We start from the raw sequence: 14,334 nt of genomic DNA on the forward strand, positions 1-14,334 counted from the left end.
GGACATGGCAGGCCAGGAGCAACAGCAGCCACAGCCACGCGACACCGAGGTCGAGGAAGAGGTCCCCGTACCACCGGCGCCCGCAGAAGGACAGGCATCCGCTTCGACGCAGGGCGTTGACGATCTCCTCGACGAGATCGACGGCGTCCTGGAGTCCAACGCGGAGGAATTCGTCCGGGCGTTCGTGCAAAAGGGCGGCCAGTAGACCGGCAGCCACGCCACCCGCACAGGGCACGGAAGCCAGAGCTACCGGACAGCCGCTGAATTATGACGTTGAAGGAGTGCACCAGTGCAGGAGACAACAGCCAACAAGGTAGCCGCCCACGCGACGTCGTCGTTCACTGAGCATCTCCAACGCGACCGTCCGGAACTACTTCCCCAATACGCACCATTCGCTGCGGGCACGTCCGCCGCCCAGCCGCTGGCCGTGCCCCACGCCACCACCATCGTGGCCATGACCTATGCCGGCGGCATCGTCATGGCTGGCGACCGCCGCGCCACGATGGGCAACATCATCGCCAGCCGGCACATCGAAAAGGTCTTTCCCGCCGACCAGTATTCAGTCCTCGGCATCGCCGGCACGGCAGGCATCGCGATCGACCTGACCCGCCTGTTCCAGGTGGAACTCGAGCACTACGAGAAGATCGAAGGCACCCTGCTGAGCCTGGACGGCAAGGCGAACCGGCTCGGCGCCATGATCCGCGGCAACCTGCCCATGGCGCTGCAGGGGCTCGCAGTAGTCCCGCTGTTCGCGGGCTTCGACACCGCTGCCGGGGTAGGCCGGCTCTTCTCGTATGACGTGACCGGCGGCCGCTACGAGGAACAGGAACACCACGCCGTGGGCTCCGGATCAATGTTCGCCCGCGGCGCACTCAAGAAGCTTTGGCGGCCCAACCTGCCCGAGGACGAGGCCATCTCCGTCGCCGTGGAGTCCCTCTACGACGCCGCCGACGACGACTCCGCCACCGGTGGCCCCGACCCCGTGCGGCAGCTGTGGCCCGTGGTGTATGCCGTCAACCGGGCCGGCGGCCGGCGGGTGTCGGAACGCGACCTCGCCGCCATAGCCGGAAACATCATCGAGTCCAGAGCAGCTGCCCGGAGGGAGGCCTGATATGACGCAGCAGTTCTATGTCTCTCCCGAACAGCTGATGAAGGACCGTGCGGATTTCGCACGGAAAGGCATCGCCCGCGGACGGTCCGTGATCGTGGTCAGCTGCGAGGACGGGATCGCCCTGGTGGCCGAGAACCCGTCACCTTCGCTGCACAAGATCGGCGAGATTTACGACAAAATCGCTTTCGCTGCCGTCGGGAAGTACAACGAGTTTGAGAGCCTCCGCCAGGCGGGGGTGCGCTACGCAGACGTCCGCGGCTATTCCTACGACCGCGAGGACGTCACGGCCAGGGGACTGGCCAGCGTCTACGCCCAGAGCCTGGGCGCCGTCTTCACCGCGGAGCAGAAGCCGTTCGAGGTGGAACTGGCCGTGGCAGAGGTGGGAGCCAGCCAGGACCTCGACCATCTCTACCGCCTCACGTTCGACGGCTCGATCGCGGACGAGCACAACTTCATTGTGATGGGCGGCCAGGCGGACAAGGTCTCCGGGGCGATCGAGGGCGGGTGGCAGCGCGACCTCTCGTTCGCGGCGGCGATCCGGCTCGCCGTCAGGGGTCTCGTGACTGACAACGAGGCACCCGATTTGCCGGCCAGGGCCTTGGAAGTGGCGGTGCTGGACCGCAGTTCGGAAAGCAACAGGGGGACGCGGAGGGCTTTCCGCAGATTGTCCGACCAGGACGTTGTGGAACTGCTGGCTGAGGAGAGCTGACATGGACAAGAGGATCTTCGGCATTGAAACCGAATTCGGGATTTCCTATTCGAGCCCGGACTCCCGGCCCCTCGCCCCGGAGGAAGTGGCCCGCTACCTGTTCCGCAAGGTGGTCAGCTGGGGCCGGTCCTCCAACGTGTTCCTCACCAACGGGTCGCGGCTGTACCTCGATGTAGGCTCGCACCCGGAATATGCCACCGCAGAATGCGATGACCTCGCCCAGCTGATCGCCCATGACCGCGCCGGGGAGCTCATCCTGGATGACCTCGTGGACGAGGCCCAGTCCAGGCTCGCCGCCGAGGGCTTCAACGGGACGGTGTACCTCTTCAAGAACAACACCGACTCCGCGGGCAACTCCTACGGCAGTCACGAGAACTACCTCATTCCGCGCCGCGGCGAGTTCACCCGGCTGGCCGAGATCCTCATCCCGTTCCTCGTCACCCGCCAGCTCATCGCCGGTGCGGGCAAGATCCTGAAGACGCCGCACGGGGCCACCTACGCGTTTTCGCAGCGGGCGGACCATATCTGGGAGGGCGTGTCCTCGGCCACCACCCGTTCCCGGCCCATCATCAACACCCGGGACGAGCCGCATGCCGACGCTGAGTTCTACCGCCGGCTGCATGTGATCGTGGGCGACTCCAACATGTCCGAGACCACAGCGCTGCTCAAGGTGGGCACCGTGGACTTGATCCTGCGGATGATTGAGGCCGGTGTGATCATGCGGGACATGCGGATGGAAAATCCCATTCGCAGCATCCGGGAGATCTCCCATGACCTGAGCGGCCGTGCGCTGGTCCGGCTCGCCAACGGCCGCCAGCTTACCGCGCTGGAGATCCAGCAGGAGTACCTGAGCAAGGTCACGGCGTTCGTCGAGGAAAACGGCGCCCACAATCCGCACGTGCCGCTGATCCTGGACCTGTGGGGGCGGACTCTGCGCGCGATCGAAAGCGGCGACACCAGCACCATCGACACCGAAATCGATTGGGCCATCAAGAAGAAGCTCATGGACAGCTACCGCAGGCGCCACGGCCTTGGCCTGGACGCCCCCAGGATCGCGCAGCTGGACCTCACGTACCACGACATCTCCCGTTCCCGCGGCCTGTATTACCTGCTCCAGTCCCGCGGCGCCGTTCGCCGGGTGACCGAGGAGACCGCTATCAAGGATGCCGTGGACGCCCCGCCGCAGACCACCCGGGCCAAGCTGCGTGGCGATTTCGTCCGCAAGGCGCAGGAACTGGGCCGGGACTACACCGTGGACTGGGTCCACCTGAAGCTCAATGACCGCGCGCACCAGACCATTTTGTGCAAGGACCCGTTCCGCAACGTTGACGAGCGGGTTGATGCCCTTCTGGACTCTATGGGCTGATACCCAGCTTTCCGCGTTACTCTGGAAGAGGCCGTTCTGCGGTCCTGACTGCCTTGCCGTGTGCGGCACCTCCACCGGCAGGGCATCCACCTTGCCCCGACGAAAGTTCTTACGTGCGCCGACTACTAGCAATCCTTCTTCCCGCGCTGCTTCTGCTGACCGCCTGCGGTGGCCAGGAGCCAGCAGCCCCGGAACCGACCAGCCAGTCCGCGGGTGACACCGCCAAGTTCGACTCGCTCAAGCTGACGGACAACGGCGACAAGAAAGCCCCCAAGGTCGAGTTCACCAAGCCGCTGGAGGTTACCGAACCTACCGTCAAGGTTGTCACGGAAGGCGGCGGGGACCGCGTCAAGGCCAACCAGATTGCCGACATTTCCGTCCTTGCCCTCAACGCCAAGGACGGTTCCACGCTGGACGACAGCTTCCCCCGCGATCCCGAGCCCCTTGAACTGAACGACAAACTCAAGACCGGCAGCGCGATCGTCTACAACGCATTTGTGGGCGCAAAGGTGGGCTCACAGCTCGCCCTTGCCATCCCGGGCAAGGCAGCGGCTGAAGGCCAGGCGGCCCAGCCGACCCAGCTCCTGATTATCAAGGTGCTCTCGGCCAAGGAGGCCCCGAAGGTCCTGGAGAAGCCTGAAGGCGATCCGGTCACCCCGCCGGCCGGCCTTCCGACCGTCACCGAGAAGGACGGCGTCCCGGAGATCTCGGTCAAGGGCGTGGCGGCCCCCAAGAAGCTCATCGCCCAGGACCTGATCAAGGGCAAGGGCGCCGCCGTCAAGGCCACGGACACCCTGACCGTCAACTACGTCGGTGTGGCCCTGGCCAGCGGCAAGAAGTTCGACTCCAGCTTTGACCGCAAGGAGCCGGCCTCGTTCGCGCTGAACCAGGTCATCAAGGGCTGGACCCAGGGCCTGGCCGGCAAGACTGTCGGCTCGCGCGTCCTGCTCGTCATCCCCAAGGACCTCGCCTACGGCGACTCAGGCCAGGGTGACGCCAAGGGCGACCTCGTCTTCGTCGTCGACATCCTCGGTGTTAAATAAGCCAAGCGTCAAGTAAGCAACTCAAACACCCACCAGCAGAAGGAGTAACCATGTCATTTGGCCAGCGCAAAATCGACCGTGAAAAGCCGGAAATCGACTTTCCCGAAGGCCCGGTGCCCACGGAACTCGTCATCACGGACATCATTGAGGGCGACGGTCCCGAGGCCAAGGCCGGCGACACCGTGTCCACGCACTACGTCGGCGTGGCCTGGTCCACCGGCGAAGAGTTCGACGCATCCTGGGGCCGCGGCGCTCCGCTCGACTTCCGCGTCGGCGTCGGCCAGGTCATCCAGGGCTGGGACCAGGGGCTGCTCGGCATGAAGGTCGGCGGACGCCGCCGCCTTGAGATCCCCTCGGAGCTGGCTTACGGCTCACGCGGTGCCGGCGGAGCCATCGGCCCGAACGAGGCTCTGATCTTCGTCGTGGACCTGGTGGGCGTCCGCTAGTCCCCAATCCTGCGTAAGCGCGGTAACAATCGGAAGGATTTTCCGGATTGTTGCCGCGCTTTCGCGTTATTGCCCGAACGGCTTTAGTAACGTAACGAGGGTGTCCGCCCAACGTACTGAACGCCTGCTGAATCTCCTGATCGCCCTGCTGAACTCGCGGTACGGCCTCCGGCGCAGTGAGCTGCGGGAGAAAATCTATGCCGGCGGCGCGGCCAGCGACGCCGCCTTTGGCCGCATGTTCGAACGCGACAAGAACGACCTGCGCGACTTCGGCTTCGATGTGGAGACGGTCACGGACCTGGGCTGGAGTTCGGACGATCCCGGCACCACCAGGTACCGGATCGGCAGGGAGTCCAACCGCCTCCCGGATGTGGAACTCACCCCGGACGAATGGGCAGTCCTGCTGCTGGCTTCACAGCTGTGGGAGCAGGCGGCGCTGGGCACGGCGGCGAGCAACGCCCTCCGCAAGCTTCAGGCAACGGGCGGCCTGGCCGACGTCGAACTTCCGGCCGGCGTGCAGCCGCGCATCAAGCCGGCGGGCCAGGCGTTCGAGGACCTCGTGGCCGCCATGCACGGCCAGCACGCCGTCCGCTTCCTCTACCTGGCCGGCAGCACGGGGCGGGAAGAGGAACGCGTCGTTGAGCCCTGGGGCCTGGGCAGCCGCTTCGGCCAGTGGTACCTCGTCGGATTTGACCGGGGCCGCGGCGCCAAGCGCTTCTTCCGGTTGTCGCGCCTCACCTCGGCCGTCACCATCCTGGACAGGGAGGCCTTTACGCCGCCCGCCGGCTTCAACGTGCGCGCCGAGCTGAACAGCCTTCCGGAGCTTCCGGTCAGGGCCGCCGCCGTGGACGTCCGCAGCGCCAAGCTGCTGGGCCTGCGCAAGCGGGCCGCGGCGGACGCGTCCCAGGACAAAAAGGGCGACGCCGGGTGGGACCGGCTGACCGTCCCCTACCGGGACGTTGAGGTGCTCGGGGAGGAGCTGGCCTCCTACGGGCCGAACGTCAGGGTGGTGAGCCCCGCGGAACTGTCCGCCGCCGTGCAGCGCCGCCTGGCGAATGCCGCCGCCTTCATCGACGCTCCGGTGCCGCCTTATTCGTTCGCGCATGCCGGGTCGGGAATACGGACCCGCAAGCGCACGTCGGAAGACCAGCTCAAGCGGATGCTGCAGCTGGTCCCGTTCCTGGTCCGAAACCAGGGCCTGCCCATCGAGGAGGTCGCCGACAGGTTCGGGGTGACCCGCCAGGAACTGGAGGGCGATCTGCTGATCCTGATCTGCTCCGGCCTGCCGCAGGGATATCCGGACGAGCTGCTGGACATCCAGTGGGAGGAAGGGCACGTTTTCATCAGCCAGTCCATGGAGCTGAACAGGCCGGTCCGCTTCACCGTGGACGAGGCCTGCGCGCTGCTCACTGGCCTCGAGACCCTGAACGGCCTGCCGGAACTGGCCGAAGGAAGCGCCCTGGAATCGGTGACGCTCAAGCTGATGGCGGCCGCGGGGGAGGAGGGGCTCCGTGCCGCTGCCCTCTCCGGGCCGGAAGTGGGACCCGGCAACTCGGCCAACCTCGAGGTCATCCGCGACGCAATTGAATCAGGGTCCCAGCTGCACCTCATCTACCTTTCCGCGCAGAAGGACATTCTGTCGGAACGGGACGTGGATCCGCTCCGGCTCTACTCCATGGACAACACCTGGTACTTCGAGGCCTACTGCCATTCGGCGGCCGGCCTGCGGAATTTCCGGCTGGACCGAATCGAGGACCTCACCCCCACCGGAAAGCCGGTATCGTCCGGGATAAAGCCCGACGGCGGGTTCCCGGCAAAGCTGTTCACCCCCAACGACGACGACACCCTGGTCACCGTCCAGCTCACCGCGCGCGGTGCCGGGCTTGCGGACGATTACTATGCCGAGCGGACAGCGCCGCTGCCGGACGGCGGCCTGGTGGCGGAGATCCGGTTCGGCAACACGGCATGGCTGCCCATGTTTGTGGCCCAGCACGGCGGGACGGCACGGATACTTGAACCTGAGGCCCTTGCCCGCGCCTCGCGGGACTGGATCGGGGCGGCTCTGGCCCAGTACAACGGCTAGCCAGTACAACAGCTAGCCTGTCCGGCAGTTAGACTACTCAGCATGCCTTGGTGGTCCTGGATCCTTATTTGGGTGGCGCTTGTGTCACTGTCGCTGCTGTTCTTCGTGCTCATGGGCGTTCGCCTGTTCCGCCAGTTCATGGCAACAGTCAAGGAGCTCGGCGAAGCGGGCGACAAACTCACCAGCCTTCCGGTCGCGGCGGCAGCGTCCGCGGGCGCTGCCGGCCCGGTGCCTGGCCCGTACGCCGCCGGGGTTGGGCCAGGATTGGCGCCTTTTGCCTCACCGCACCAGGCGCAGCATGATTACCACGTGTCCAAAGAGGCCCGCAGGGAGGCCCGGCGCCAGCGCCGGGTCCGCCGGAAGAGCGAACGGGGCCAGCCCCAGTCGCTGCGCGACATCGAATTCAGATAAACGTAGGATGTAGCTAAACGAAAGGAACACCCACCATGAGGCTTGAAGGCTGGCATCTCATCATCATCATCGTCCTGGCTTTGGTGCTCTTCGCTGCACCGAAACTTCCCGGCATGGCCCGGAGCCTCGGCCAGTCGATGCGCATTTTCAAGTCGGAAGTCCGCGAAATGAAGAAGGACGGTGCCCCTGAAGCCAAGGACGGCTCGGATCCCGTCGAAGGCACCGTCGTCAACCACCCGCGTTCCACCGCGACGGACAACCGTCCCGCAGACGGGAACGACGTTCCGCCGCCCAACCGCGCCTAAGATTTAGTGGCACTGACCATGAGTCGTCAATCCAACCCTGAGGGACGGATGGCTCTGCTGGACCATCTGCGCGAACTCAGGAACCGGCTGTTCAAGTCCGCCATTGCGGTTGTGCTCGCCACAGTTGCGGGTTTCCTGGTCTACCAGCCCATGCTCGCGGCCCTGATCAAACCGATCAAGGACCTCAACGAGAGCGAGGGCCGGCAGGCGTCGCTCAACTTCGACGGCGTGGCGAGCTCCTTCGACCTCATGATCCAGGTGTCGGTGTTCCTGGGGTTAATCCTGGCCAGCCCGGTCTGGCTATACCAGCTCTGGGCGTTCATCGTACCCGGACTGCACAAGAAGGAACGCCGGCTGGCGCTGTCCTTCGTGGCGGCCGCTGTGCCGCTCTTCATCGGCGGTGTGACGATGGCATGGCTCGTCCTGCCCAATGCCGTCCGGGTCCTGACTGATTTCACCCCGGCCGGCGGATCCAACTTCATCAGCGCGCAGGTCTATCTCTCCTTCGTGCTGCGGCTGCTGCTCGCCTTCGGCATTGCCTTCCTGCTGCCGGTTGTCCTGGTGGGGCTGAACCTCGCCGGACTCCTCCGCGGGGAGCAGCTCATCAAGAGCTGGCGCATCACCGTGTTCCTTGTCTGCCTGTTCGCCGCCATGGCCGCCCCCGGCGGCGACGCGATGAGCATGTTCTACCTTGCCGGCCCCATGCTCCTGCTCTTCTTCCTGGCGATCGGCCTGTGCGTCCTGAACGACCGCCGGCGTGCACGCCGGGCAGAGAAGCGCGCCGCTGAGACCGAGGCCACAGCCGATGTCGCAACTCCGACCAGTGAGCTGAAGAATCTCTAGGCACGCCACCGCTAGGCTTGAGGAATGTCCACCACCACTCCGTCGCCCTCCGAACGGTACCGCGCCAGCGCCGAACGGGCCGCGGAAGCAAAGACCCATCTGGGCGCTTTCGCCCGCACACTGAGCTTCGAACTGGATGACTTCCAGCGGCAGGCGTGCAAGTCCCTCCAGGAAGGCCGAGGGGTGCTGGTCGCCGCGCCCACCGGTGCCGGCAAGACCATCGTGGGCGAGTTCGCCGTCTACCTGGCACTCCAGCGCGGGCTGAAGGCCTTCTACACCACGCCCATCAAGGCTCTCAGCAACCAGAAGTTCACCGAGCTGACGGAGAAGTACGGCGAGACGAACGTCGGACTCCTGACCGGCGACACCAGCATCAACGGCGACGCGCCCGTGGTGGTCATGACCACCGAGGTCCTCCGCAACATGCTCTACGCCGACTCCGACACCCTGTTCGACCTGGGCTTTGTGGTCATGGACGAGGTCCACTACCTGGCCGACCGCTTCCGCGGGGCAGTCTGGGAGGAAGTCATCATCCACCTGCCCAGCGAGGTGCAGGTCGCCTCCCTCAGCGCCACGGTGTCCAATGCCGAGGAGTTCGGCGCCTGGCTGGACACCGTCCGCGGCGACACCGACGTGATCGTCTCCGAACACCGGCCCGTGCCGCTGTGGCAGCACGTCATGGTGGGCCGGGACATTCTGGACCTTTTCGCGGGCGAGACCACCTTCGACGAAATCGCCCCCGCCGGCAGCCCTGCGGCGGCGGCTGCCCTGCCGCTGGCGCCGTCACCCGACGACGCCAGTCAGCGGGGTTTCGAGGTCAATCCTGAACTGCTGACCCTCTCGAGGGCCGAAAGCCAGCTCAACTTCCAGGGCCGCTTCGGCCACGGCGGCCGGAGCCAGCGGCGCCAGCAGCGCCAGCGCTACGGCGACCGGCCCCAACAGCAGGAGACCCGCACCGCGGCACGGAGGGCAAGCCGCCCGCAGGTCATCGCAAGCCTGGACCGGCAGGACCTGCTGCCCGCCATCACCTTCATCTTTTCCCGGGCCGGCTGTGACGCCGCCGTCGCCCAGTGTGTAGCCTCCGGGCTGTGGCTCACCACGGAGCGGGAGCAGGGCATCATCGCCCAGCGGGTGGACGAGGCCGGCCAGGACATTCCGACCGACGACCTTGAGGTGCTGGGCTTCTGGAGCTGGCGCGAGGGGCTACTCCGCGGCTTCGCTGCCCACCACGCGGGCATGCTTCCCACCTTCAAGGAAGTCGTCGAAAAACTCTTTGCCGACGGCCTCGTGAAGGCGGTTTTCGCCACCGAGACGCTGGCCCTGGGCATCAACATGCCCGCCCGCTCAGTGGTGCTGGAGAAGCTGGACAAGTTCAACGGCGAATCCCACGTGGACATCACGGCAGGGGAGTACACCCAGCTCACCGGCCGGGCGGGCCGGCGCGGCATCGACGTCGAAGGCCATGCCGTGGTCCTGTGGCAGCCGGGCACGGACCCAGCTGCCGTGGCCGGCCTTGCCTCCCGCCGGACGTATCCGCTGAATTCCAGCTTCCAGCCCACGTACAACATGAGCATCAACCTGCTGGCCCAGTTCGGGCGGCCGCGGGCCAGGGAAATCCTGGAGTCGTCCTTCGCCCAGTTCCAGGCTGACCGCTCGGTGGTCGGGCTGGCCCGGCAGGTCCGCAGCCGTGAGGAATCGCTGGCCGGCTACGCCAAGTCGATGACGTGCCATCTGGGCGACTTCACCGAATACGCCCGGCTGCGGCGGGAACTTTCCGACGCCGAGAATTTCACTTCGCGGAGCAAGTCGAGGGCCCGCAAGTCGCTCAACGAGGATTCCCTGAGCCGTCTCCTGCCGGGCGATGTTGTGGATGTCCCGGCCGGCAGGGCCCCAGGTTTTGCCGTGGTGCTGAGCTCGGACCACAGCTCCCGGGAACCCCGGCCCGCGATCCTGACGCTGGAAAACCAGCTGCGCCGGATCGGCGTCGATGACCTTGAGGGGCCCATTGCACCGCTGACGCGGATCAGGATCCCCAAGTCGTTCAACGCCAAGGTTCCCAAGTCGCGGCGGGACCTGGCCTCGTCGGTCCGGAACGCATTGCGGGAGAACCGGCCGCCGGCCAGGGGAAGCAGCCGCAACACCGATTTCGGGCTAGGTTCTGCCCTGCAAAACCAGGAGAAGAAAATCGCTGACCTGCGGCGTGCCCTGCGGGCCCACCCGTGCCACGGCTGCAGCGAACGCGAGGACCACGCCAGATGGTCCGAACGCTGGTGGAAGCTGCGCAAGGAAACCGACGGGCTGGTCCGCCAAATCCAGGGGCGCACCAACACCATCGCCAAGACGTTCGACCGGGTGTGCGATGTCCTGTCGGCCTACGGCTACCTCGAGTCCACCGCGGACGGACAGCACCGCATCAGCACCGACGGCCAGCGGCTGCGCCGGATCTACGGCGAAAAGGACCTGCTGATTTCGCAGGCCCTGCGGCAGGGCGCGTTCGATGACCTGGACGCCGTGGAGGTGGCTGCCTTCGCCAGCGTGCTGGTGTACCAGGCTAAGCGTGAGGACCGCGGCCTGCGCCCCCGCATGCCCAGCGTCTCACTTGAGACGGCCGTGGACATCGTGGTCCATGAGTGGTCTGCGCTCGAGGACGTGGAGGAACAGAACAAGCTGCCCCTCACCGGCGAGCCCGAACTGGGACTGGTCTGGCCCATGTACAAGTGGGCCCGCGGCCGGCATCTGCAGGAGGTACTCAGCGGAACCGACTTGGCCGCCGGCGACTTCGTCCGGTGGGTCAAGCAGGTGATCGACCTGCTGGACCAGCTGGCCAAGATTCCCGGCCTTGACCCCCGGCTGGCCCGGCTCTGCGCCGAGGCCATCAAGCTGATCAGGCGGGGCGTCGTCGCCTACTCCACGGTGGGCTGACGGTCCGCACGGCCCGACCTCCGTACTGAACACCCCGCACCGAACACCACGATTGAACACCCCAAGGAGCGCCTCCATGGCCGATGCCCCCGCCCGCCCGCAGGAGGGAACCGGACCCTCAAAGGTCACGCTGTACCGCAACGGTTCCGTCTACACCGCGGCTGACCCCTTCGCCACGGCCATGCTCGTGGACGGGGACACCATCGCGTGGGTCGGTTCGGAACAGGCTGCTGCTTCCATCGCCGACAGCTCCATGGACATCATCGATCTGCGCGGCGCCCTCGTTGCCCCGGGTTTTGTCGATTCCCACGCCCACCTGACGGAGACAGGCATCGCCCTGGACTCACTGCAGCTGGGCGGCGTCCGGTCCGCCCGCGAGCTGCTGGACGCCGTCGCGGCCTCGGGCGGGGACGGCGCAGTGCTGGGGCACGGCTGGGATGAGTCCCGCTGGGACAACCCCACGCTCCCGGATGCCGGAGAGCTGGAGCGGGCTGCCGCGGGCCGTCCGGTATACCTTTCCCGTGTTGACGTGCACTCGGCCCTCGTCTCGCCGTCACTCATAGCCAGTGCCAGGCTGGCGGAGCTGGACGGCTACGCGCCCGGCGGTCACGTCAAGCGCCAGGCCCACACTGCCGCCCGGCAGGCCACCCGCCGCCTGTCATCCGCTGCCCTTCAGGAATACCAGCGGCGTGCTCTGGACGAGGCTGCGGCCAACGGGTATGTGGCGCTGGCCGAGATGGGTGCACCAAAAATCAGCAGCGTCGACGACCTGCGGCTGGCAGCGGGATGGAATGGCGCGGCAGGCTCCCGCCCGGCGCCCGAGGTGCTGCCGTACTGGGGGCAACTGACGCCGACGGCGGCCGACGCCGAGGCACTCCTTGCCGAGCTTGGGGTCCGGGTCCGCGGATTTGCCGGGGACCTGAACATCGACGGATCCATCGGCTCCCGCACGGCGTCCCTGCGGGCCCCCTACGCCGACGCACCGGACGAGAGCGGTACGGCCTACCTTTCCGTGGCTGAGGCGGCCGCGCATCTGGCGGCGTGTTCAGTGCTGGGTATCCAGGGCGGATTCCACGTCATTGGCGACGCCGGCCTCGATGCGGCTCTGCAGGCGCTCGAGGAGGCGGCCGCCGAGGTGGGAGAGCAGCGGGTCCGGGCCGCGGGGCACCGCTTCGAGCACGTCGAAATGGCCGACGCCGACGCCATCGCCCGCCTGGCGAAGTACTCCGTGACGGTCAGCGCGCAGCCCGCCTTCGACGCCGCGTGGGGCGGCCGGGGCCGCCTCTACGAGCAGCGCCTCGGCACCCGCAGCCAGGGCATGAACCCGTTCGCCTCGTTCTATTCGGCCGGTGTCCCGATCTGCTTCGGCAGCGACAGCCCGGTGACGCCGCTCCGTCCATGGTCCAGCGTGCGGGCCTGCCTCGAACACCACGACGCCGACCAGCGGATCTCCGCCCGTGCAGCCTTCCTCGGCCACACGCGGGCAGGGTGGCGCGCCGCCCGGTACGAAAACCCCATGGCCGGCCAGCTGGTACCGGGCGCACCCGCCACCTTCGCCGTCTGGGAAGTGGACGAGCTCATGGTCCAGGTGGCAGACGGCAGGGTCCAGTCCTGGAGCACGGATCCCCGCGCCCGCACGCCGCTGCTGCCGGCACTGGATACGGGCACGGATCCCCGGTGCCTGCAGACCGTGCGGAACGGGCTGGAGCTGTTCTCCGCAGGGGCCCTGCGCGCCTGACGCGCACCAGGCTTAATTCGGCGACACATAGCGCCCGGCCGTGCCCGGATTCCCGCCTAGAAAAGGGCTTTGACCTGCGGCGATACATGAACGGGCAGGTCAGGGGGCTGTTGACAGCCCCCCGCCAGTCCGTAGCATTGAGCTTCCGGGGCGGGTCCAAAACGCAGCAGAAAACAGTTCCTCCAGCCGCTTATCGCGGCATCAGGAACTGGCCCGTAGCGCATGGACCCGCCCGTGGCGCAGCCCAACCCCGGCCACCCGTGCTGCCGAAAAGCAAGCGCGAACGGACACTTGCGGCCCCATCGCCTGCTGCGCGAACAGAAAAGCTGCGCGGACGGAAGCGCTCCGTGAGGCCCGTATAATGGGGAGTTGCGCTTTACGAGCCGGCGTTCCCGCCGGGCTCCACGCGTGCTGACCGCTCCCATCCAGGAAAGGCCTCCCTGTGCGTGTCCTCACCATCATCCCCACCTACAACGAGCTGGAGTCGCTTCCCAAGACTCTGGGACGCCTGCGCGCCGCCGTGCCGGCTTCCGACGTCCTCGTAGTGGACGACAACAGCCCGGACGGCACCGGGCAGCTGGCGGACAGCATCGCTGCCGGGGACAACCAGGTCCACGTCCTGCACCGGAAGGGCAAGGAAGGCCTCGGCGCCGCCTACATCGCGGGCTTCAAGTGGGGACTGGACGCCGGCTACGACGTCCTGGTCGAGATGGACGCCGACGGCTCGCACCAGCCCGAACAGCTGCCTAGCCTGCTGGAGGCCGTGGACCAGGGTGCAGACCTCGCCATGGGTTCCCGCTGGGTAAAGGGCGGAAGCGTCGTGAACTGGCCCCTGTACCGCCAGGCCATCTCCCGGACCGGTAGCACTTACGCGCGCATCATGCTCGGCCTCAAGATCAAGGACGTGACCGGCGGTTACCGCGCGTTCCGGCGTACCACGCTGGAGAAGCTGAACCTGGACCAGGTCGATTCCGTCGGTTACGGCTTCCAGGTGGACCTGGCATGGCGCGTTGCGAAGATGGGCCTGAACATCGTGGAGCGGCCCATCACCTTCGTGGAGCGGGAACTCGGGGCTTCCAAGATGAGCGGCAACATTGTGGTTGAGGCCATGATCAATGTGACGAAGTGGGGCCTGACCGCCCGCTGGAGGAAGCTGACGGGCAAGAGCCCGCGCGACTAGCTGGCACCAAGAACCGGTCCGATACGCAAAAGGCCGGATCGGCTGCATCCATGGATGCAGCCGATCCGGCCTTTTGGCTGTGGCGCCTGCCTGCCGGCTAGCAGCGGCTAGGCTGAACGCCGTTCGCCGCGGCGCTCACGCAGAATGGTGAGGCGGTCTTCGAGGATCTGCTCCAGC

General features: G+C 66.7%; 13 protein-coding genes. All 13 read left to right on the top strand.

The annotated features are described in order from the left end of the window. Nucleotides 1–4: 4 nt before the first annotated feature. The 13 genes from CXZ05_RS16490 to CXZ05_RS16550 all read left to right on the top strand — a co-directional run bounded on the left by CXZ05_RS16490 (nt 5) and on the right by CXZ05_RS16550 (nt 14,157). Nucleotides 5–205: a ubiquitin-like protein Pup gene (locus CXZ05_RS16490; RefSeq protein ID WP_076802936.1), complete on the top strand. Its 201-nt coding sequence runs from the start codon at nt 5–7 to the stop codon at nt 203–205. Between the two features lie 84 nt (nt 206–289). Beyond that, entirely contained in the window at nt 290–1,111 is an 822-nt protein-coding gene (prcB, locus tag CXZ05_RS16495) for a proteasome subunit beta (RefSeq protein ID WP_102973622.1), read from the top strand. Between the two features lies 1 nt (nt 1,112). After that, complete coding sequence (prcA, locus tag CXZ05_RS16500) at nt 1,113–1,820, top strand: proteasome subunit alpha (protein ID WP_102973623.1); 708 nt, start codon at nt 1,113–1,115, stop codon at nt 1,818–1,820. Nucleotide 1,821: 1 nt separating this feature from the next. Then, nucleotides 1,822–3,186, top strand: a complete 1,365-nt coding sequence (gene pafA, locus CXZ05_RS16505; protein WP_102973624.1) for a Pup--protein ligase — start codon at nt 1,822–1,824, stop codon at nt 3,184–3,186. A gap of 113 nt (nt 3,187–3,299) precedes the next feature. Continuing rightward, nucleotides 3,300–4,229: an FKBP-type peptidyl-prolyl cis-trans isomerase gene (locus CXZ05_RS16510; protein ID WP_102973625.1), complete on the top strand. Its 930-nt coding sequence runs from the start codon at nt 3,300–3,302 to the stop codon at nt 4,227–4,229. A gap of 50 nt (nt 4,230–4,279) precedes the next feature. Further along, on the top strand, nt 4,280–4,675 hold the full coding sequence (locus tag CXZ05_RS16515) for an FKBP-type peptidyl-prolyl cis-trans isomerase (protein ID WP_102973626.1): 396 nt from the start codon (nt 4,280–4,282) through the stop codon (nt 4,673–4,675). 100 nt (nt 4,676–4,775) lie between these two features. Beyond that, nucleotides 4,776–6,758, top strand: coding sequence for a YafY family protein (locus tag CXZ05_RS16520; protein ID WP_102973627.1), 1,983 nt, complete (start codon nt 4,776–4,778; stop codon nt 6,756–6,758). Between the two features lie 42 nt (nt 6,759–6,800). Beyond that, nucleotides 6,801–7,169 (top strand): hypothetical protein, encoded by a 369-nt coding sequence (locus CXZ05_RS16525; RefSeq protein ID WP_102973628.1) that lies wholly within the window; start codon nt 6,801–6,803, stop codon nt 7,167–7,169. Nucleotides 7,170–7,204: 35 nt separating this feature from the next. After that, nucleotides 7,205–7,474, top strand: a complete 270-nt coding sequence (tatA, locus tag CXZ05_RS16530; protein WP_102973629.1) for a Sec-independent protein translocase subunit TatA — start codon at nt 7,205–7,207, stop codon at nt 7,472–7,474. 48 nt (nt 7,475–7,522) lie between these two features. Then, nucleotides 7,523–8,317 (top strand): twin-arginine translocase subunit TatC, encoded by a 795-nt coding sequence (tatC, locus tag CXZ05_RS16535; protein WP_180987427.1) that lies wholly within the window; start codon nt 7,523–7,525, stop codon nt 8,315–8,317. A gap of 24 nt (nt 8,318–8,341) precedes the next feature. Next, nucleotides 8,342–11,239 carry an RNA helicase gene (locus CXZ05_RS16540; protein ID WP_102973631.1) on the top strand — a complete coding sequence of 966 codons (2,898 nt, stop codon included), beginning with the start codon at nt 8,342–8,344 and terminating at the stop codon, nt 11,237–11,239. 76 nt (nt 11,240–11,315) lie between these two features. Then, nucleotides 11,316–12,977 carry an amidohydrolase gene (locus CXZ05_RS16545; protein ID WP_102973632.1) on the top strand — a complete coding sequence of 554 codons (1,662 nt, stop codon included), beginning with the start codon at nt 11,316–11,318 and terminating at the stop codon, nt 12,975–12,977. 442 nt (nt 12,978–13,419) lie between these two features. Further along, complete coding sequence (locus CXZ05_RS16550) at nt 13,420–14,157, top strand: polyprenol monophosphomannose synthase (protein WP_102973633.1); 738 nt, start codon at nt 13,420–13,422, stop codon at nt 14,155–14,157. The last annotated feature ends 177 nt before the right edge of the window (nt 14,158–14,334 follow it).

It is taken from the genome of Arthrobacter sp. AFG20 (assembly GCF_002892795.1).
GTDB lineage: Bacteria > Actinomycetota > Actinomycetes > Actinomycetales > Micrococcaceae > Arthrobacter.

Bases quoted from the DNA above. Each gene is read 5' to 3' on its own strand.
- CXZ05_RS16490 (WP_076802936.1), top strand. From the start codon at position 5: ATGGCAGGCCAGGAGCAACAGCAGCCACAGCCACGCGACACCGAGGTC.
- prcA (WP_102973623.1), top strand. From the start codon at position 1,113: ATGACGCAGCAGTTCTATGTCTCTCCCGAACAGCTGATGAAGGACCGT.
- pafA (WP_102973624.1), top strand. From the start codon at position 1,822: ATGGACAAGAGGATCTTCGGCATTGAAACCGAATTCGGGATTTCCTAT.
- CXZ05_RS16515 (WP_102973626.1), top strand. From the start codon at position 4,280: ATGTCATTTGGCCAGCGCAAAATCGACCGTGAAAAGCCGGAAATCGAC.
- CXZ05_RS16525 (WP_102973628.1), top strand. From the start codon at position 6,801: ATGCCTTGGTGGTCCTGGATCCTTATTTGGGTGGCGCTTGTGTCACTG.
- tatA (WP_102973629.1), top strand. From the start codon at position 7,205: ATGAGGCTTGAAGGCTGGCATCTCATCATCATCATCGTCCTGGCTTTG.
- tatC (WP_180987427.1), top strand. From the start codon at position 7,523: ATGGCTCTGCTGGACCATCTGCGCGAACTCAGGAACCGGCTGTTCAAG.
- CXZ05_RS16540 (WP_102973631.1), top strand. From the start codon at position 8,342: ATGTCCACCACCACTCCGTCGCCCTCCGAACGGTACCGCGCCAGCGCC.
- CXZ05_RS16545 (WP_102973632.1), top strand. From the start codon at position 11,316: ATGGCCGATGCCCCCGCCCGCCCGCAGGAGGGAACCGGACCCTCAAAG.